Genomic DNA, 17,717 nt, shown 5'->3' with positions numbered 1-17,717 from the left:
CTCCATGAATGGCTTGGCATTCATCGCTACAGTTCTGTCGAGCGGGGTCGTCGCCGCGCTCACATCGTTCTTGATGGCGGCCCGTAGGGACCTGCACCTTTCTCGGCAGCAAAAGGCAGAACAACTTTATATCGCCGCTGATACATTTTACCGTGACCTCGGTGGGCACCTCATAGGCCTGTTGCCGATCATTAAAGACAGGGGCTCAATTTATAGCGGATCGGACATTGCACCCGACCCAGCAAAGTCGCGAGCGAATGTTGAGATGCTAATATCATTTTATTTCCCGAACATCCGGCCAGCGTGGGATCAACTAGACAGAGCACGAGCTGCCGCCGTTCACGCGATGATCGAGTATGACAAGGGACGCGCAGGTGTTAGAGAATACGATGCCGCGCTCTCACTTTGGGAGCCCGCAGGCAAAGGTTTACTTGAAGCAATCGCTCAAGAAGGGCGGCGATACTCTACCTTCGACCCGCTTACTGATCTGAAAACGTGGATGGTACGCATCGTTCGCAGACACTAGCTCGTCATCCTCCACTCCAAGTAAGGCAGCGTCGACAAATTTCATGGCCGAGGCCTTCGCTTGTCTGTATTGTCCCCGTCGATGTCCAACGACCAACTAGACCGGATCGAGAAGTTGCTCCGCGAGGTGAACCAGCGTGTGCTGGATCTCACCCTTCGCGTGATGGAGGTCGAGATGCGGCAGAAGCGAGAAGCCGAACTCGCGACCACCCGCCATACCGCCGTATTCGAATGGGTTGCCCCGGATAGCTGGAAGCAATCTATCGATGCCTTGGACTACACCGAGATCGAGACGCCCCGGGACATCCACGCCATCCTTGCCCAGGCTAAACGCGCACGCCGTTGAACCGGACGATTGCCTTACCCACGCACCGACAGTTGATGGGCTGCCCCGGCGGGAGCCCCTGCTCTGCCCCGGTTGGCTGCCCGTAGGCGTATTCCTTGCCCTCAAGCGAGCGATGCAGCGCGCGAACGCGCTCGTCCTGACTGGTCATCCAGACGTATTCCGTAATGCCCGCCTGCTGGTGTCGGATGCGGTTCAGGTCCGACGTCGTCTTCGCGATCTGGTCACGGGCGATGGTCTTCGCTCGCCGATCCGCTATCCCGAAGCGTGCGGTCAGATCCTTACGCAACTGTGCGGCCGTGCGGCCCTGCAGGATGGCATTCGTCACGGCGGCGCGAACCCCGGACACCGTGTCATCCGCCAGCGATTGGATCAGGCCGACGTTCCGCGTGACGGCCGTTTCGAGATAGCCGTCCAAGTCCTCGTCACGAACCACTGCCGCCATGTCTATGCCGAGCGCGGACCGAACTGTCCCCAACCACCGCCTGGTGTGCCGACGGCGCTCGGTCTGAAGGATCCGCTCCACCAGCCTTTCGGCAACCTCGACCAATGCACGTGTCACAGAGGACAGCAGGTCAAAGGCCCGACTGTTCATGTCCCGCTGCAAGCGGTCCCGTGCCGTTGCCAGTTCGGCCTCGGCAGCCGGAATTATATTCTGCCTGACCTCTGCCGATATGCCCCGCAGCATGGCTCGCAAGGCCCGCAGGTAGTCCGTCTGGGTGCCCTGGCTGTCGAAGATGGGCGGCAGGACGATAGACGAGCGCCGGCGGTCCGAAGCGAGGTCAGCAAGGGCGAAGGTTTGCATCCTACCCACTTATCGAATCGAACAATCGGTGCTGTTGTGCAAGCTCAACCCGGAGAGAAAAGCCATGGCATTCGCAAGGTTCAAAAGCATTCCCGAAGGGAACTACGTCAACATCAACCCAAAGCATGTTGCTGCGGTCTACGACGATGAGGACGGCAACATCGTCATCCACACAACAGCTGTGGCTAGAGGCGGCGAAGGCTGCTTCTTTCGTGTTGAGGGCAGCGTTGGCGACGTTATCCAAGCGTTGGATGCACAGGATCGCTAACTAACCTTCGCCTTCCAATCCTCGTCCAGCTCCTCGAACACCTCCGGACCCAGCACGATCTCACCCTGATAGGGCGTGATTGCTGAGAGGTCCGCAGGTGCGCCGCCGTAGCTGATGGTGATGTGAGGCTGGTACTCGGGGTGATCCCACGAGGCTCCGGCCTCCTTGATCTCCTCATGCCGCCAAGTCAGGTAGCGCGAGGAGATCAGCAAGACGGTCGCCTCGCCGAACTGCTCCATCAACCGTGGCCCACCGGCGCCGATCTTCATCTCGTCTTCCCATGACGGGTCGATCTTCATCCAATCCAGCGGCTGCCGGCTGAACGCGATCGTTACATGCAGGTCGTCGGCGTCGAGCGTGGTGGCAAAGCCCTGCTCCTTCGCCCAGGCGAGGATGTCAGCGCCGTTCTTCACCTTACGATGCACGTACAGCGTCCGGGGTTCTGCATCGTTCGCAGCAACCTGTATCCGGGTCACATTGGCTTCTCGCCGCTCGTCGATCTCGTCGAAGTCGACCGGGCCCGCCTCTTCCTGTGCAGCTTCCAGTCCCGGATAGGTGCCAGCCTCGACACACTGGTTGAAGCGTGCCTTGGCCAGGACCTCAGTCGAGAACATGCCAGACCGGCTGTCGATGTCGAATGCCTGGGCGTTCTTCAGGTTGATGTCGGCCCGATCCTTCTCACTGTGCTGCCAGAGCGGCGCCCAACGGTAGTGGATTTCCGGCGGGCGGCTGCCCAGTGCCGAGCGGATCAGGCATTCATCCAGGATGGACATGGCAGGGCGAAGCTCGAGCTCCTGCCCTGACGATATGCGGTCGTAGTAGTTGACCAAGTCGCTTTCACCGGTCGAGTTCATGCCGGCTGGCGACTGGCCAAGGAAGCGTGTGGCCGGGATATCAGCCGCGCCCGATGCGATCTGCAGAAAGCGATCCAGCACATCCGGCAGAGTTTGGAAGCTCAGCGACTTTGAAGACCATTCCTCCTCGGCATCCAGGATCAGCGTGTTGTGCAGGCTCTTCGCCATGCTGGCGAGCGTCATCCGCTTCAGGAAGCGCTGCTCGTACCCAGCATCAGCTGCGAACTGCATCAGGTTCGGCACCCTCACGACATCGATCTTGGACTCGTGCGTCATGTCCGAGATGTTTGTCGCCGCGCTCTCGGCATCCTTCAGCGCGCGCTGCACGGATTCCAGAATGCTGTCGCCCCACCCATCATTTGCTTGGCCGACCAAGCCTTCCGGCCGGGGCGAACCGATGTGGCGGACGATCCGAGACGGATGGATATCGACCTGACCGTTCCCCGACTGAAGACGGTAGAACCGCGGCTGCCCATAATACGGCGATGCCGGGTCGTTCTCGATATCGGCCGTGGTCAGGTTCTGTCCCGCAACGACGGTCAGGAACTTGATACCGCCCTTTCCAATCCGCTCAGGAACGAGCTCTTTGGTCAGGTTCTCCGTTCCGTCGCTGATCAGGATGCCTGCGCCACCATATAGACGGGCCATGGTCTTGGCCCGCATGGTGATGAGCTGCAGGTTCAGCCGACGCTCTTCCGCTTCGATGGCCTCGATCTGCGCCTTGTCAGCCTGCCATAGGCGCCAGGCACGGCACATATCCATCGCTGGCACGTCGACGACCTTGCGAGCCATCCACGACCCACGATAGGCCATTTCAAGCTCTACCGCAGTCATGGGCGCGAAGCTGTAGACCGTCGCCGATCCCTTGGCCTTCACAGTGCCCATGCCTGTCAGCATGTTCGTCAGGCTATCGAACATCGCGCGAACTGGGTTCACATTCATGCGTCGATCCAGCCTTCAGAGGTTTGCAAGCGTGTACTGTGACCCATTGAGCATGAGGTCGGTGAGTGCCCACACCGCCGCGTCCACCCGATCCGGCGAGCCGTCGCCGAGGTAGCCGTCGCCGGTCATGGCGCACATCTGATCTTCGAGGTTTTCAAGCCCAGCGACGTGCTTGACACGTTCCTGTTCATACAAGGCGGCGATTGGCTCGGCCCGGACGACCTTGCCGCGGCTTGCCACGACCTCCGCATACGGCACTTGGCGATCCACCGTCCTGATGACGTGCTCCACCATGGCGCCGCCATAGTTGCGCTCCGCGACGATGCGGTCCGCCTTGAACTCATGGAAAGCGGCAACTGCTCGGCGCCCCCAACCATCCGGCGAGAGTTTGCACGTGCGATCTGCGAGAATGTACCCGTTGCCGTCGATACCACGCCCGGCCACCACTATTCCGATGCTGTCGCCTTCGTCCGATGACCCGGCGGTACCCGAAGGATCGATCGCGACAACCACACGCTGCATGTCAGGCAACACCAAGCCGCCCTTTGCAGCATCGATCATGTCGCGGGTCCACAAGGCGCCGGGCACATCATCCAGGATTTCCGCTGCCAGTTCCTGCCGGCCTAGCCGAGTCCCTTCGTACTTGCTGATGATCTGGTCGATGAATGACCGGGCAAGGTTCGCCTTGTTGTCGTACGTCGAGCCCCGCGTGATGGCGGTACCGTCGTCCCGTATGATCTCCCGCAAAAGCGGCAGGGGCTTCGGCGTCGTCGTGATGCAGGTCCGGGTGTCGTCGCCAAGACGCAAGCCGAACATTGCCATGTCCCAAGTGTCCCGAAGGTACTTCCAAGCGGCAAGCTCGTCGCACCACAGGATCTCATGCTGCGGACCACGCAGACGCTCCGGCTCCTCGGCTGAGTAACAGGTCGCTATCGCCCCGTTCGGCCACGTCAGCCTACGCTTGGATGGCTCGTACGATGGGCGGCCCAGGCTATCGCCCGCATTGTCCCTATCGCCTGGCCAGCAGACAGCAAGGAGGCCGCTTTCGCCTTCCACCATAATGTCACGAGCATCCGAGGCAGTGGGAGCAATCAGGCCTATACGCTTGCGACCGGCTTTGACCTGCTCCCTAACCCACTCGGCACCAGTCCGCGTCTTTCCGAACCCGCGACCCGCAAGCACCAGCCAAGTGCGCCAGGCCCCACTCGGAGCGAGTTGGTTCGGCCGAGCAAGAAAGCGCCAGTCGTGCAGCAGCTCGCGGCATTGTTCATCGGTCAGCGTCCTCAGCGCCGCCGCTCGTATCGCCGGAGGCAAGGTGGCGAGTGAGGAGAGATTCAAGCTGGCTGCGGGCATCCGTCACCGTTACATCTGCGGTTACGCTGGCCTCGATCTTCTCGGTGAACAGACCGTGGTATTTTCCGAGCAGCCCCCACGCGCTCACACGAGCCCCGTGAGACGATCCTTCGCCGGTACGGGTTGCCTCCTCAAGAAGGCCGCGAAGCACTCTCCCTGCCGACAGGTCGAGCTCTGAGGCATGTTTTTTGGTCCGCTCGGCCACCGCAGCAGCGACCATGACATTTGATAACAGCCGAGAGCTTTGCTCCTGCGCCGTCTTGGCGCTGTACCCTGCCCTGATTGCCGCCTGGGTCGCGTTGAGATCGATCAGATACTCATCAACGAACCGCTGTTGGCGGGCGGTCAGTGCCATTGCTCTCTCGCTTCAGTTTTGGCGGGTTGGTCAGCATATGCCGACCGACTGCCGGCAGCACCTTCACCACACCTTTGATGCCGTCCTTAGCCTTGGCTGTGGCTAACATCTCGCGGCGGGCTTGGCAGCGGCAGCAGGGCATCGATACCCCTTCTACTTTTAAGCAGAGGCTGTTACGCCAGAACTACTGGTGCATTCCAAATTTTCTGGGAGGTGGGGTGCGTGTACAAATACGTAGTCAGTTTAGGCGGCGCGTGCATGGTGGGGTATCAAATCCACCAGAACTTCGATCAGCCAATATCATTCCCGTTTGACTGGCTCATTACCCCATTCAGCGCACTTACTCCGCTCCTCAAAGCCAACTTCCAGAACTTTGCGGCACTCGACGACCTGTCACCGTCGCCTGACTGCAAGACAGTCATCAATCAGCGATGGGGCATTCAGCACGTCCACGACGTGGAGAAAGTTGATGGCGCTCTCCCCAAGAACTGGCGAGAAGTTGCGGAAAGTGGCTTGGTCAGCAAGTTCTCGTATCTCGTCAACCGCTGGCATTCCATCGTGGCCGAGGGTGGTCCGATCCTGTTCGTCCGCCATCGCGGCCATGTGGACATCTTCAACGGTGGGGCCCGCTACATCACCATACAGGAAGCGAATAGTCTGGCCCTCGCAATCACGAGGAGATACCCGCAGCTTAAGTTTCGACTAGCGCTGGTGAACTGCCTGGACCCTTCAAGTATAAGCGCCGACCTAAACGGAACACAGAGACGCAGGGGCCCTTTCGCGTCCAGGCGTCAAGAGATTGCCCTCAAGCTTCCGTTCGCCAACGATAGGTTTGCGAACTGGATACATCCGGAGCTGCATCCCAGCATCGATCTGCATGATGTTGAGTATCACGATGAGATCGAGTGGCCAGACCCCGATGATCGTTGGCGGGGATCTTCTCGCGATTGGAAGATGGTGTTTGATCAGTACAAGGTAGCCTAATAACTCCGATCGACATACGAAAATCATGCGGCAGCCAGATAACGAAACTCCCTATGGTCGATAACCGCTACACCATGCGCAAGGAAGAGGACGGCACCTGGTCCGTCGTAGACATCTTCGCCAACATCCCTGTCACCCTAAAGGGGATACCGATGGTCAGGCTACATATGCAGGAGGCCGACGATCTCGTTGACCTCTTCAATGCGATGGATCGGAAGCGGCGATCCGAAATGTGATTGGCTTGAGAGCTGGACCGCTAGCTTCCCACCCCGGCTTGCTCAAACGGTGGGGTATCTAATCCCACCTCGCTCATGGGCCTTAGCCTCGTCCGTCCGCTCTCAACTGATTGCAGAGGCCCGACTCGAACGGGCGACCTCGTGGTTATGAGCCACGCGAGCTACCGACTGCTCTACTTTGCTGAACTGTTTGCCGGTCTTTCCCGACTGCCATGCGCTAGCGACCCGTGCCGTCACCTTCGGGCCCCGGAGGCACCCTGTCCCAGATTCGAACTGGGGGTTCACCTGTTCTCCGCAACCGAGCCGGAATTGAACCGGCCTGCTCCGTTGGCGACCTAAGCCGCCCTGTCCTTCTCCATCCGGCGCCGTCGCTCGTTGCGCTTGTCGGCGTACGAAAAGTCTCGAAGATCGGGTCTATCCGCCGGTCTCGCGTTTTCCTTGATCCAGGCATATTGCCTGTCGGCCACACGATCTGCGACGTTATCAAAGTCTGTACCGGATTTCGGGAGCATTGGCACCACCCGAGACCAGTCCGGCGAGTGCAACAATTTCGCACTTTTAAGCAAGCCTATCGCGATGCGCTGGAACGCAACGTATAGATGCCTTTCTGCCGTGCTTCGCGATCGGCCGCTTTTCTCGCAGAAGCCACGGAAAGAGCCCGACCATTTGGGGGTTGCAAGCGATCCAGCCCATCGAGTGATCAGGACACGATGCTCCTCTTCCGGCACATAGTCGAGGAGCCATTGATGCATGACCTCTTCGGAACGGGAGATTGCCGCAGAAGACGGCCGGTATCGGACCTGGCTACCATTGGTCCCGTATCCAACATGATGACCACCGATCGTTTCGCCCGGGAACGCCGGCCACAGACTGCGGACGGCCGACGGCTTCAAGCCCTTAACATCGACTTGGGCAAGGGTATCCATCGCTTCGACAAACCGCGCCCTGACGATTAGCATGACATCGGCGACCAATGCTGCGTCCTGGCTCAACTCATTCATGCGGCTTCTCCAAACAGGTCTTTGTCAACGCGGCTGTCCAGCCGTGCTTCAAGGGAGGAATACAGGTACGCTCTAAGCGTCTGGCGGACCGGCCAGGGTCGACGCAGAACAGCACGCCGACGAAGATCGTTCAGGTCGATGCTATCGAGGGCTTCGAACACATCGGTTGCGCGCGTCATCCAGTCTGGGCGTTGCTCCATGACATCGGACATTGCACCAATAGTTTCCGACCACAGGGCGGTCTTGTTCCGATCTCCCTCTCCGCTATCCCGGATGAAGCGGATGACCAGTGCGAGATGGTCTTCCCCATGCTCCCGCATGACCTCGTACATCGTGGCTCTGGCGTGGCTCTGCGCTCCCTTGCGGCGCTTCCATACCGGAAGAAGCCGAACTCCAAGGCCATCAAGGAGTGTATCCAGTCGGGCCTTGGGTGCAGTCATGCCGCCACATCTCCGCGGACTTCAGCCTCGCGCTCACGGATCATGCGAACGATCAGGCCGGCAAAGCCTTCAGGCTCTCCCATCTCCGTCATGGTGAGGGATCGCTGAAGGATGCTCGGGGTCGCACCGTACTGGAGGTTTATGGATAGAAGGACAGACGCATCCCTGACCATGGTGTCCATTTGCGTCCCGACCTTCCGGGTGGAAGCAAAAACCTCGGTAATTCGTCCATCGTCGGTCCAGCCGAAGGAGACCTGAACCTCCATGCCTTGGAAGATGACGTCGCAGCTCTCAGACGGCCGACGGTTGGGAAGATGCTGCCGGCTCATGCTCCGCGCCTCCGGGTCTCGACGACGACTGACTTTTTGCCCAGGCCTTGGAAGACACTCCGACGCTCGACAGCGCGCTTTATCTGACGTTCATCGTCCCATGCTTTGGTATCGAGGAATGCCGGGACGGGCTCTGGTTCAGCGGTGACCGCTCGGATGTCGGGCTCGCAGACTTTTCTCACCTGTGCCTGTGCGGCCGCGATTGCCTCGAAACAGGTCGCGAACAGTACGACCTTCCCGTCCTTGCAGAGAAGGCGCGTCCTGCGGTTACCTGGGTAGGCGAACTGCGCTGCGTACCCATGTCGGTACTGAACGAACCAGCTGTAGCTCTTGCCGATCTCGTAGTTCATGTGCGGTTCTCCGCGTGAGCGAAATCACCGTGCAGAATTTTCGCGGCTCCCTTGTAGGCAGCATGAGCCTCTTCGGGCGTCGCAAATACGCCGATATGAATCATTCGATGGTTCTTCTGAATCTGTGCGGAGTATCCGGACGAGGCCGTGTTCTTCGCTACCCCTCGCGGCAGCCCGGACGTCTTCGAGTAAGCGCCGCTGTTGCACATGTTGTCGTAATGCGAAGCCTCGCGGAGATTGGCCCACATGTTGTTGCTTCGGTCGCCGTCACGATGATCGATCTCAGCGACAGGATCGGAACCAGTCATCATTTTCCAAATGACGCGATGTGCGGAATAGGTGCGCCCTTTGATGCCTATGCGGACGTAGCCATCGGGCGACGCTTTGGCGACAAGACTGCCCGCCTTCTTTGGACCGACGGCGCGGCGCCAATAGAGCGCCCCGGTTTCCGGATCGTAACGCAGCATGTCATGGAGAGTGGAGACCGCTGGCAGCGGGATGGAGAGAATTGGCATCAGAACAACTCCCTCTCGTTCTGCCGCAGGGAGACATACCGGGTTAGCCGCCCTTCCCATCCAACGACTTCTCGAAGATCTGACCGGCCGTAGCGAACCTTAAGCGCTCCGAGCTCCGCCTTGTCCTCAGGGCTCTTTCCGCCAATCAGAAACCGGGCCCTGATCTTGTCTTCCTCACTGGCCGAGGAGGCCACCTTCAGTTTTTCATTCTGCCAATGCTCGGCGCGGTAGATGTACAGGATCGCATCGAAATCCTCGCGAGATTGCTCACCACCAAAAAGGTCGGCTGCGATGGGCCGGGGAACATCTCTGCGCAAACCTCCTCCGTTTCTCTGGCATATAAACAGCACTGCCGCGCCGATCTCCTCGGCAAGCGCCTTCCCTGCCCCGTTGATGCTTCCGGCTATGCGACCTTCATGGTCGTTCGGCCGGTCAGGGCTCACCTTGCGGTTGTGGTCGAGAATGATCAGGGGTGCCTTGTAGGGCTGTCCGTTCGGCTGCGTCCGTCTCGACCACGCCTTTGCGAAGCCCTGCGCTATGCCGCAAATGCGACCGATCTTTTCGGTCTTCAGCCGTTTAATTTCGATGGGGAGCTTGTGGAGTGCCCTCCGCTCCTCGTCGAGAAGGGATGCCTCGTGATCGTTTATGCAGCCTCGGCGGCGGATCGCGGAATAGGTAACACCGGTGCGCTGAGAGACCATCTGCATAGCCGCTTGCTCGCCATTCTGGTCGAATGACAAGAGCAGTACCGGATGAGATGCTTCTGCCGCAGCTCGGACTATCTGCAGCATTAGAGAAGTCTTGCCCTCTCCCGATGCACCAACCAGCCCGTACAGATTACCCGGGCTCCATCCATCCTCTTGCAGGATGCTGCCTATCTCGGGCAGCGGAAATGGAATGCTCGCGGCAGCATGCCGATCAGGGTCTGACAGCTTCGCTAAGGCGCCATCAATGTAGGCGCCAATGAATGATCTGCTGTCTTGGCGAGGCGCAAGCGTCCGCAACTCGGCTGCCAAGTCGTCGAGAAGGGCAACTCGCTCGCTGAAGAGCTCCCCGTTATCTGGATGTAGGAACGCGTCAGCGCATTCATGCAACCCCATCGCGGCCTTACGGCGACCGAACATTTCCAAGATCACTACGCCGTGGTCGCGAACGTTTCCAGGGTTACCCTCTGCGACCAGCCGAGCAATATACTCGCAGGCTGTCATGTCGCCTATGTCGTTGTGGCTTCGGTACTCCGGCATCAGTGTCACCGGATCCGCTCGCTTCCCTCGGTCGACCAGTGCCAAGATGTGTGAGAACAGCTTCTGGTGGAACTGCTCAGAGAAGTGTTCCGGTTCCAGAAATGGGATGCGGCTTCCGATCAACGCGTTGTCCATCATCACCGCACCAAGAACTGATTGCTCAGCGTCCAAGTTCGTCGCGTCCATCAGTTCCGGTCGGTTCTCACGATCGGCAGGTGCGAAGTCGCGGAAGCTCAGGTCGTGCGCGTTCATTCTGCGGCCTCCGCCATGGTCTTGTAGGTTACGAAGGTGAAGACGCGATCGTCGGGGCTGTATGTCTTCGTGACCGTTAGGATGCCCTCGTTCTCGATGGCGGTGAGGATACGGCGCAGCTTCGTCGAGCAGCCGGCGATCGTCAGCAGCTTCTCCTTCTCGGCATTGGCAACTGAACCGGTGAGATTGCGCTCGAACTCGGCAAGGATCTGACGGGCTACGGACGCTGCGGCCGGAGTGATCGAGGCGAAATCATATTCTGGTGCGGGAGTGAGCTTGGTTAGCTTCGTCACCGTCCGCACAGGCTTTACCGGCGGTGCGTCACGCAGTTCGTCGACAAGCTCGTTGTCAACCGCGCTCAGCCACTGGATGAATTTCTGATGCCGCTGGCGCCGGCGGCGCTTGTCTTGCAATGCAGCTTCGTCGGCGTCGATCTCGCGGTCCATCTCTTCGAGCTTGGTCGTGGCGCGCTGCTTCATATCGTCGAGGTTCATGCGGCCCTCCGGCTGAGCTCGTAGGCGATCTGTTTGAATTCTGGGGTGTTCTTGGCGGCAATCGCGATCCCCACCGCGTCGGCCATGTCGTCATTGGTCACGACGATCTTCTCGCGAGCGCATTGCTCGCGCACGGCTCGCTTCCAGTCCTTGCGCTCCCATCCAGGATGCCGGGCGAAGCCGAGGAACGCCTTACGCCAGGTTGCGGACGGGATGCAGACGCGACGAAGACCCTTCCATCCGCACAAGGCAGCGATTGCGCCGACCAACTGATTGGAGGAAATCATGGCGTTCACGCCGCCACCGCTGGTGACGATGATCTCGTCTTCGCCCATCATCTTGGTGGTCCGCTTGCCCTGCGGAAGCGTGCGAAGCGGTGTTTCGATCGCGATGAGGTCGGGTCGGCCGACTTGCTTCAGGAGCAATCCGAACTGTCGACCGAGGGTGGCGGATCGGTCCTCGAACTCGTCACCCTCAGCCTTCAGGACACCGGCCTGAATGGCGGAGATGCTGCGTTCGGTATTGTAGACCGCCCACCCTGTCTTTTGCGCTACGTCGAGCCCGATGATGATCATGATGCCCTACTCTCGACAAAAGCCGGGCTGCGCGGCTTGATCTCATCTTCTCGGGAGTGGGGGCACGGATGCGATTCGATTGGTCGAGCTGCGCAGTTGGCATCATAGCTGGGGCAGGTGCTATTCTGTGCGTTACTTTCGCGGCTCAGCTCGACGTGTTCGCAAACACTGCAATATGCGCGGGCGATGAAAGCGGGCTGACCTGCGCCAGAAGTTGGACAGAAGCGATTGCAATACTCGCTGCCGGAGCCACAATTTTCTTGCTCATTAGGGAGCAGTCTGAAGCGCGCAGGATTCGTGCTGAAGATGAAAAACGCTGGTTGGAGTCTCAAACCCTCCAGTCTCTTAATCCGCGCGCAATCGCGCGAAGGGCTGTCAGGCAGACGACATATATGTCCTTTACTCTTGATTGGTTTCATGAGGATGTCGAAAGACTGCGCCAAATGCGACAATCGGCACCAGCTAACAACCCGCTGTCGCTCATCAAGAAACTGATCCACATTTACGAGATTCTGGAAAGCGACGTATGGAAGAGCGTCATGAATCTCGATGGGGACCTCTACATTGACGCGATCCAAGCGAAGGGGTTTATTCGGGAACTTCTCTTGGCCCTGTATGGCCGAGAACGCGATTTTGACGAGATCATTCAAAGGAAAGGCGATCGCGTTTTTTTCCCGGACCAAGATTTCGGTGAGGATTGGGCGGATGAACTTGGAAAGGATCGTCTCGATAAGCTCGACGAGCTTATACGTAAGATATTGACCAGGATGACAGCATTCTCTGACGCCTTCGAGAAAGGTCGCTTGACCGAATACTTCAGAGGCATGGCTGGTTAGCATCTGATTTTGGCGCTTGCTCATGCCGCCTCGTCTTCATCATCGAGGTCGCCACCATCATCGTGAGCCGGCCCCTCTATCAGTTCGGCATCCTGCTGCGCCTTCATCGCCAGGATCTCGTCCATGACCTCTTTCCCGCGATGCCAGCCGCGAGCGTAGTCTTCGTGGTCTGCCGTCCCGGCGCCGTACGGATTGCGCAGCGGCTCGTCGTCCATGCCGGCGATCTTGCCGTCGTGGTATGCGCGCGTTTCGTCTGCCTTCGGCTGGCCGCTGAACATGTCGAGTTGGCCATCTTCGCCGGCGGCCCATGCTTTTGCTTCGGCAGTGGCGCGAAGCTCCTGCTCAAGCGCCTCACGGCCTTCTTCGGTCTCTGCCCGGATCATGGTCTTGATCTGAAGCATGCCGGTATCGCCGAGGTCGGCTTTGACCAGACGGCCGAGATTGCGGAGGTCCGCGGCGATCTTCCTCTTCTGCTCGTCGAGGCCGCGATAGCGACGACGGTGCATCAGAGCCAGTGCATGCCGCTGATCCGGCGACAGGCCAGAGTTATGCCCGATGCCGGGGCTGCTATTTGATGTTTGTGCTTTCTGGGCGCGCGCCATTCTAGGCTCCCTTGGCGTGGTTGATGCGGGTGGTTCTGTTGCGGCCGGGCGAGAGCGTCACCGCTCCGCGTTCAGCGAGGCCGTGAACAAGGCGATGGACGCCGGACTTGGATTTGATGTCGAGCGCTTCACCGATCTGCGCGAAGCTGGGCGAAGAACCCCTGCGCATCTGGTGATCGTGGATGAACTGCAGGACCTCGGCCTGGCGAGGCGTTAGGCCGGTGTGGGCGTCTTCCATCTGAAGACGGAAAGCTGCTTCCCGCAGCTCGGCCGGGTGGCGCTTCATCTCGTGGACGAGGTCCATATCCAGATCGGATACGACGCGGTTTGCGACTGCACCGAGACGCTGAAACGGGGCGACGGAGTCTGTGTCGTTGGCGGCGCCGTTCATCGCGCTGCCCCCGTCATGCGGGTGACGGCGCCCTGCCCGGCCTCATACTTAGCCCGGACTGCTTCCAGCATCCGAGTGACATTCGCCACAACGGTCTTGCCTTCGGCCTCGATAAGGTTGAGGTCGCGGATGCAGATTTCGCCGTCGGCCTTTGCCTGGATGACAACGCGGACGATCCGGCCGCTGTCTTCCGAGAAGACGCCAAGCGCCTCCATCACCGAGATCGCGTCGGCAGAGACATCGTCGCGACGGATGCTGTAGCCACTCAGGCCGGCAGCCGTCTCAAGCATGCACGGATACCCGGCGATCTGATCGATCTTCGAATGGAGGCTGGCCGGCACATGCTCGTTGTGGTGCAGGTGCTTCCACCGGGAGACCAGGCTCTCGCTGACGCCCAGCAAATCCGCCATCCGGCGGTTGCTGCCTGCGAGCGCGATCGCCCGGCCAAAGGCGTTCTTGAAGGCTTCCTGTTCGAGTGTCGGCTTCCACCTGTCGGGAGTGTCGGACATGAAAGGCTCCGAAAACTGTGAGCTTCGAATTTCGCTGACAGCCACAAGTTGCTGCGGCATTCAGTCAGGCATGGATGACGAGAGCCCCACCGACGAAACGATGACCATCAGCGAAGCCGTGGACCGTGTTCTGGCAAGACTGAAAGACTTCCCGGTTTGCTGCATGCACGTGCCGGGAGGTGGCCATGGCGATCAGACCGCCAGTGCCGTGAGCGAGACGCGGCGGGCGCGGGACTCTTCGATCAGCGCGTCCGGCGAATACCGATCAGCAGGATGAGGAATGTTCGCGATCACATGGCCGGTGCGGCGCTCGCAGATGACGAAGGGCGCCTCGCCTTGCTGACGGCGGATCTCTGCCAGTGCGCGTGCACCGGAGAAGTCTTCGCTGACGGTGGTGATGGCGGAGGTCATGCTGCCACCTCCGAAGGCAAAAAATCTTCCGCCGTCAGGACGACTCCCGCATTCTTTGCTGCCGACAAAAGCGCCGGCACATGCCGGAACGGGATTAGGCCGTCGGTCCCACCAACATCCTTCGATCGCATCCAGTTAGAGACGCGCGTCCGATGAACGCCAGTTATTCGCGATACTGCGGAGGGGCCGCCGAGGCTACGAATTATCGTGGTTGCAGGTTCCATGAACTGAAATGTAGCGATAATCGCTACGAACTACAAGCCAGATCGTCGCGAATATCGCTTCAGACGACCGTTTCTTTTTTCGCTACACCTCTGCGTATGATGAAGATGCACGAGTGGGTGAAGGAAGCGCGCGAAAAATCCGGCATGAGCGGTCGGAAGCTTTCGCACGCTTTGATTGAAAGGCTTGGCAAGGAATCGCAGGACCAAAGCCTGATCAGCAAAATGAGCAAGGCGCCAACCGGGACGGGAAAACCTCGTCGCGTCACCTTGGAAGAAATTATCGCAATCTCCGACCTAACCGGCCATCCTATTCCTGACGAAATTAGAGCGGCAGCAGGCGTCGGCATGCCCGAGCACGTCCCAGTCGTCACTGATGTCCCATTGATAGCTTGGGTCAGCGCGGGCAACTTGGAAAGCCCCGAGAGCCAGGTGGAGTTAGAGGACGCTCCTAAGATCTCTGCTATCGACCTGCCAGACGGGGACTACATCGCGTTGCGTGTCCAGGGCGCGTCGATGAACAAGATCAGTCCGCCAGAGTCCGTCATCTTCGTCAATCGCAATGATACGCGGCTAGTGGCAAACGCCTGTTACGTCGTAGCCGACGAGACAGGCAAAGCGACATACAAGCGGTATAGGCCCAAGCAGTCACCTCAGTTCCAGCCGGTGTCGTTCGACAAGATAGCGGCACCGGAGCTTAAGGGCGAGGTGCGCGTGATCGGCCGGGTTAGGCGAACGGTGTTGGATCTGTAGCACGCATTGTGGGTGTGGTGGCCAAGAGGTGGAGGACGGCGTTTGAGCGTGAGTGACCACGAGTTCGGCGGGCAGCATACGGACATCAAGCTAGCTATCGTAGAGCAGTACCTTCAGCGATACTCCGCTGCGCTTCACACATGGTGCGATAAGGTCTGGTACATCGACGCTTTCGCTGGCACTGGCAATCGAACGGAACGCGTAGCCGCTCAGGCCGGCGACCTTGTCAGTGAGCCGGTTCCCGAACAGGTTGTTCAGAGGCGGGGCTCAGCGAAGATTGCCCTAGACATCGAGCCGGCATTTGATCGTCTGGTCTTCATGGACGTGAAGCCACGGCATGTTGCGGCTCTCATGGAATTGCGGGAGCAATATCCTGGTCGAGAAATCGATATCCTTCAGGGGAACGCGAACGAACTCATTCAAAAGGACATTCGCTGGCATGGGTGGAGGTCTACTCGTGCGGTGATGTTTCTTGACCCCTACGGGATGGAGGTTGAGTGGGAGACCCTACAGATGATCGCTGGAACTAAGGCAATCGACGTTTGGTATCTGTTCCCACTCGCGGGCCTCTACCGTCAGGCGGCACGAAACTTTAGCAAGATCGATGAGTCCAAGGAGCGCGCGATCACACGAATGCTCGGCACTGAAGAATGGAAGGAAAAGCTGTACGCAGAGGTTCAGCCAGCATCAGACCTTCTCGGACTACTCGACATACCAGCAGTTCGTCAGCGAGCTGCAAACGTCGCAGCTTTAGAGCGGTATGTCGCCGAACGCCTCCGCACCATCTTTCCGGAGGTCTTGGAACCCTACCCTTTGCCGCCGGTCGAACGGCCCCAACGCTATTCGCTATTCTGCGCGATATCGAACCCGTCACCGAAAGCCACGTCGCTAGCTCGATCATTCGGCAATTCAATCACAAAGTCGCTGACGGCATCTCATCGTATGTCCGGCCGTTGAGCGTCCTACCAGTCGCCTTCTTATTTCTCCCGCCCCACTGTTTGAAGAAGAAGGCGGTCCCAGAACGACGGCACATGCGCTCGATCTCGTCGACCCACTCGGGATCCATATCGCGAGCCTTGGGCCCGGACTCGCCGCCTACTATCGCCCAATGAATATCTCTAAGGTCAGCACCGTCAACGCTACCGATCAGAGGCTCGAAGGAGATGAATCGGATAGCCGCCGGCACCTGGCGCAGCTCGTCGACGCGATGAAGAACTCGGCCATCTTCGACGCTGGTCCCGAGCCAGACGTTCGGCAACTTTGGCAGCTTCGGCACGATCTCGAGCATGCGGTCCGGACGCTTCGTGAGAATTTGGTAGGTGTGACGGCGGGTGTCCGCCATGACCTTCCAGACGTCGGCGATAAAATCGGCCGGGACGTCACTGTGGAATAGATCGGACATCGAATTGACGAAGACACGCCGCGGCTTCGCCCAGGTGGATGGCACTGCCAGAGACTTGCGGTCGAGAGTGATCTTGCCCGTCCACTTCGCGCGACCGCCGCTCTTGCGCGTAAGGCCTTCATATTTCTCGACGCCCATTGCCTCAAGACGCGCTGCCATGCGCATCGCGTAGCAGTTCGTGCATCCAGCAGTCAGGATAGTGCACCCGGCGACTGGATTCCAGGTCGCGTCCGTCCACTCGATCGAGGTCTCAGCCACGGTAATCTCCACGAGAACGAATGATGAACAACATATTCGCTTCCATCATTTATGTCTCGTCTAACGTTTCCGAACCTTGAAGCTTTTTTGAGGTTTTGAAGGATGGTGAGGGAGGGTTCCAAGCCAAAGACCCCCCTACCCCCATGAGCATCAGCCCATGAAGGGAGGGAGGTCGTTTGGCATGTCCTGAAGGCCGGAGCCGGGATGGGACACAACACCAGGGCGCCTCTCGGCAACCCGTCCTCTGTTTCTGGCAGCACCGTAGGACTTACGACCCCCGCGCTTGCGGCTTAACCAGCCGAGGAACTGCCCCTCGGTCTCCGCGTCATTCTCGGCGTCACTGGCAACGTTGCCAGTGAGCAATATCCGTAGAGCAATCCGACATAGCGTCGCTCACCCCGCCCTTATCGACCCAGCAAAATCGCACGTCAACAAAATTGTAGCGAAAAAAGCTACGTCCGCTCTTGCA

At 59.2% G+C, this 17,717-nt stretch carries 25 protein-coding genes and 1 tRNA gene; 8 read left to right on the top strand and 18 right to left on the bottom strand.

The genetic code is table 11. The features are described 5' to 3' along the window. Positions 1-4 precede the first annotated feature (4 nt). Together AUL31_RS05880 and AUL31_RS05875 are read left to right on the top strand one after the other, a co-directional pair. Positions 5-526 carry a hypothetical protein gene (locus tag AUL31_RS05880; protein WP_060602788.1) on the top strand — a complete coding sequence of 174 codons (522 nt, stop codon included), beginning with the start codon at positions 5-7 and terminating at the stop codon, positions 524-526. A 60-nt stretch (positions 527-586) separates the two neighbouring features. Beyond that, complete coding sequence (locus AUL31_RS05875; RefSeq protein WP_143190136.1) at positions 587-871, top strand: hypothetical protein; 285 nt, start codon at positions 587-589, stop codon at positions 869-871. On the opposite strand, the gene AUL31_RS05870 is transcribed toward AUL31_RS05875, so the two are convergent. Next, a complete protein-coding gene (locus AUL31_RS05870; protein WP_060602782.1) occupies positions 852-1,673 on the bottom strand; it encodes a phage head morphogenesis protein in 822 nt (273 codons plus the stop codon). The genes AUL31_RS05875 and AUL31_RS05870 overlap by 20 nt on opposite strands. Positions 1,674-1,737: 64 nt before the next feature. On the opposite strand from AUL31_RS05870, the gene AUL31_RS05865 reads away from it, so the two are divergent. Next, positions 1,738-1,941 carry a hypothetical protein gene (locus AUL31_RS05865; RefSeq protein WP_073469046.1) on the top strand — a complete coding sequence of 68 codons (204 nt, stop codon included), beginning with the start codon at positions 1,738-1,740 and terminating at the stop codon, positions 1,939-1,941. On the opposite strand, the gene AUL31_RS05860 is transcribed toward AUL31_RS05865, so the two are convergent. The 3 genes from AUL31_RS05860 to AUL31_RS05850 are packed head-to-tail and all read right to left on the bottom strand — an operon-like array spanning position 1,938 to position 5,445. Continuing rightward, positions 1,938-3,737 carry an anti-CBASS protein Acb1 family protein gene (locus tag AUL31_RS05860; protein WP_060602775.1) on the bottom strand — a complete coding sequence of 600 codons (1,800 nt, stop codon included), beginning with the start codon at positions 3,735-3,737 and terminating at the stop codon, positions 1,938-1,940. The two genes, AUL31_RS05865 and AUL31_RS05860, sit on opposite strands and share 4 nt — an antisense overlap. A 15-nt stretch (positions 3,738-3,752) precedes the next feature. Beyond that, positions 3,753-5,090, bottom strand: a complete 1,338-nt coding sequence (locus tag AUL31_RS05855) for a DNA-packaging protein (protein WP_082646806.1) — start codon at positions 5,088-5,090, stop codon at positions 3,753-3,755. After that, positions 5,005-5,445 (bottom strand): terminase small subunit, encoded by a 441-nt coding sequence (locus AUL31_RS05850; protein WP_060602772.1) that lies wholly within the window; start codon positions 5,443-5,445, stop codon positions 5,005-5,007. The genes AUL31_RS05855 and AUL31_RS05850 overlap by 86 nt, the downstream gene beginning before the upstream one ends. 222 nt (positions 5,446-5,667) lie before the next feature. Between AUL31_RS05850 and AUL31_RS05845 the strand changes: the two genes are divergently transcribed. Beyond that, a complete protein-coding gene (locus AUL31_RS05845) occupies positions 5,668-6,429 on the top strand; it encodes a DUF1796 family putative cysteine peptidase (protein ID WP_060602769.1) in 762 nt (253 codons plus the stop codon). A gap of 53 nt (positions 6,430-6,482) precedes the next feature. Next, the gene (locus AUL31_RS05840; RefSeq protein ID WP_060602766.1) at positions 6,483-6,665 is read left to right on the top strand and encodes a hypothetical protein; all 183 of its coding nucleotides are present in this window, start codon (positions 6,483-6,485) and stop codon (positions 6,663-6,665) included. A gap of 110 nt (positions 6,666-6,775) precedes the next feature. On the opposite strand, the gene AUL31_RS05835 is transcribed toward AUL31_RS05840, so the two are convergent. The 9 genes from AUL31_RS05835 to AUL31_RS05795 all read right to left on the bottom strand — a co-directional run bounded on the left by AUL31_RS05835 (position 6,776) and on the right by AUL31_RS05795 (position 11,865). After that, a tRNA-Met gene (locus AUL31_RS05835) sits at positions 6,776-6,848 on the bottom strand. A gap of 152 nt (positions 6,849-7,000) precedes the next feature. Then, positions 7,001-7,666, bottom strand: coding sequence for a hypothetical protein (locus AUL31_RS05830; protein WP_060602763.1), 666 nt, complete (start codon positions 7,664-7,666; stop codon positions 7,001-7,003). Then, on the bottom strand, positions 7,663-8,106 hold the full coding sequence (locus AUL31_RS05825; protein ID WP_060602760.1) for a hypothetical protein: 444 nt from the start codon (positions 8,104-8,106) through the stop codon (positions 7,663-7,665). Before AUL31_RS05825 ends, AUL31_RS05830 begins: the two co-directional genes overlap by 4 nt. Further along, on the bottom strand, positions 8,103-8,435 hold the full coding sequence (locus AUL31_RS05820; RefSeq protein WP_060602757.1) for a hypothetical protein: 333 nt from the start codon (positions 8,433-8,435) through the stop codon (positions 8,103-8,105). Before AUL31_RS05820 ends, AUL31_RS05825 begins: the two co-directional genes overlap by 4 nt. Then, positions 8,432-8,785: a hypothetical protein gene (locus AUL31_RS05815; protein WP_060602754.1), complete on the bottom strand. Its 354-nt coding sequence runs from the start codon at positions 8,783-8,785 to the stop codon at positions 8,432-8,434. The genes AUL31_RS05820 and AUL31_RS05815 overlap by 4 nt, the downstream gene beginning before the upstream one ends. Then, positions 8,782-9,300 carry an HNH endonuclease gene (locus AUL31_RS05810; RefSeq protein ID WP_073469042.1) on the bottom strand — a complete coding sequence of 173 codons (519 nt, stop codon included), beginning with the start codon at positions 9,298-9,300 and terminating at the stop codon, positions 8,782-8,784. The genes AUL31_RS05815 and AUL31_RS05810 overlap by 4 nt, the downstream gene beginning before the upstream one ends. Beyond that, on the bottom strand, positions 9,300-10,796 hold the full coding sequence (locus AUL31_RS05805; protein ID WP_060602748.1) for a DnaB-like helicase N-terminal domain-containing protein: 1,497 nt from the start codon (positions 10,794-10,796) through the stop codon (positions 9,300-9,302). Before AUL31_RS05805 ends, AUL31_RS05810 begins: the two co-directional genes overlap by 1 nt. Next, positions 10,793-11,290 carry a hypothetical protein gene (locus tag AUL31_RS05800; RefSeq protein ID WP_060602746.1) on the bottom strand — a complete coding sequence of 166 codons (498 nt, stop codon included), beginning with the start codon at positions 11,288-11,290 and terminating at the stop codon, positions 10,793-10,795. Before AUL31_RS05800 ends, AUL31_RS05805 begins: the two co-directional genes overlap by 4 nt. After that, a complete protein-coding gene (locus AUL31_RS05795) occupies positions 11,287-11,865 on the bottom strand; it encodes a RuvC family protein (RefSeq protein WP_060602741.1) in 579 nt (192 codons plus the stop codon). The genes AUL31_RS05800 and AUL31_RS05795 overlap by 4 nt, the downstream gene beginning before the upstream one ends. Positions 11,866-11,933: 68 nt before the next feature. Between AUL31_RS05795 and AUL31_RS20240 the strand changes: the two genes are divergently transcribed. Next, positions 11,934-12,701: a hypothetical protein gene (locus AUL31_RS20240; RefSeq protein ID WP_073469040.1), complete on the top strand. Its 768-nt coding sequence runs from the start codon at positions 11,934-11,936 to the stop codon at positions 12,699-12,701. A gap of 20 nt (positions 12,702-12,721) precedes the next feature. Here the strand turns inward: AUL31_RS20240 and AUL31_RS05785 are convergent, their stop codons facing one another. From AUL31_RS05785 to AUL31_RS05770, 4 genes are all read right to left on the bottom strand, one after another. Continuing rightward, complete coding sequence (locus AUL31_RS05785) at positions 12,722-13,303, bottom strand: hypothetical protein (RefSeq protein WP_060602735.1); 582 nt, start codon at positions 13,301-13,303, stop codon at positions 12,722-12,724. A 1-nt stretch (position 13,304) separates the two neighbouring features. Continuing rightward, positions 13,305-13,694 (bottom strand): LexA family protein, encoded by a 390-nt coding sequence (locus AUL31_RS20585; RefSeq protein ID WP_060602732.1) that lies wholly within the window; start codon positions 13,692-13,694, stop codon positions 13,305-13,307. Then, positions 13,691-14,203, bottom strand: coding sequence for a helix-turn-helix domain-containing protein (locus tag AUL31_RS05775; protein WP_060602729.1), 513 nt, complete (start codon positions 14,201-14,203; stop codon positions 13,691-13,693). Before AUL31_RS05775 ends, AUL31_RS20585 begins: the two co-directional genes overlap by 4 nt. A gap of 192 nt (positions 14,204-14,395) precedes the next feature. Then, positions 14,396-14,614: a hypothetical protein gene (locus AUL31_RS05770; protein ID WP_060602726.1), complete on the bottom strand. Its 219-nt coding sequence runs from the start codon at positions 14,612-14,614 to the stop codon at positions 14,396-14,398. Between the two features lie 152 nt (positions 14,615-14,766). On the opposite strand from AUL31_RS05770, the gene AUL31_RS05765 reads away from it, so the two are divergent. Then, the gene (locus AUL31_RS05765; protein WP_143190135.1) at positions 14,767-15,588 is read left to right on the top strand and encodes a S24 family peptidase; all 822 of its coding nucleotides are present in this window, start codon (positions 14,767-14,769) and stop codon (positions 15,586-15,588) included. Between the two features lie 48 nt (positions 15,589-15,636). After that, positions 15,637-16,545, top strand: coding sequence for a three-Cys-motif partner protein TcmP (locus AUL31_RS05760; protein ID WP_060602958.1), 909 nt, complete (start codon positions 15,637-15,639; stop codon positions 16,543-16,545). On the opposite strand, the gene AUL31_RS05755 is transcribed toward AUL31_RS05760, so the two are convergent. Then, entirely contained in the window at positions 16,502-17,248 is a 747-nt protein-coding gene (locus AUL31_RS05755) for a DUF5131 family protein (protein ID WP_060602956.1), read from the bottom strand. The two genes, AUL31_RS05760 and AUL31_RS05755, sit on opposite strands and share 44 nt — an antisense overlap. Between the last annotated feature and the right edge of the window lie 469 nt (positions 17,249-17,717).

The sequence above is a fragment of the Aureimonas altamirensis genome (assembly GCF_001463885.1).
GTDB classification, from domain to species: domain Bacteria; phylum Pseudomonadota; class Alphaproteobacteria; order Rhizobiales; family Rhizobiaceae; genus Aureimonas; species Aureimonas altamirensis.
Note: the sequence above shows the minus strand (reverse complement) of the source record. Positions and strands in the feature narration are given on the sequence as shown.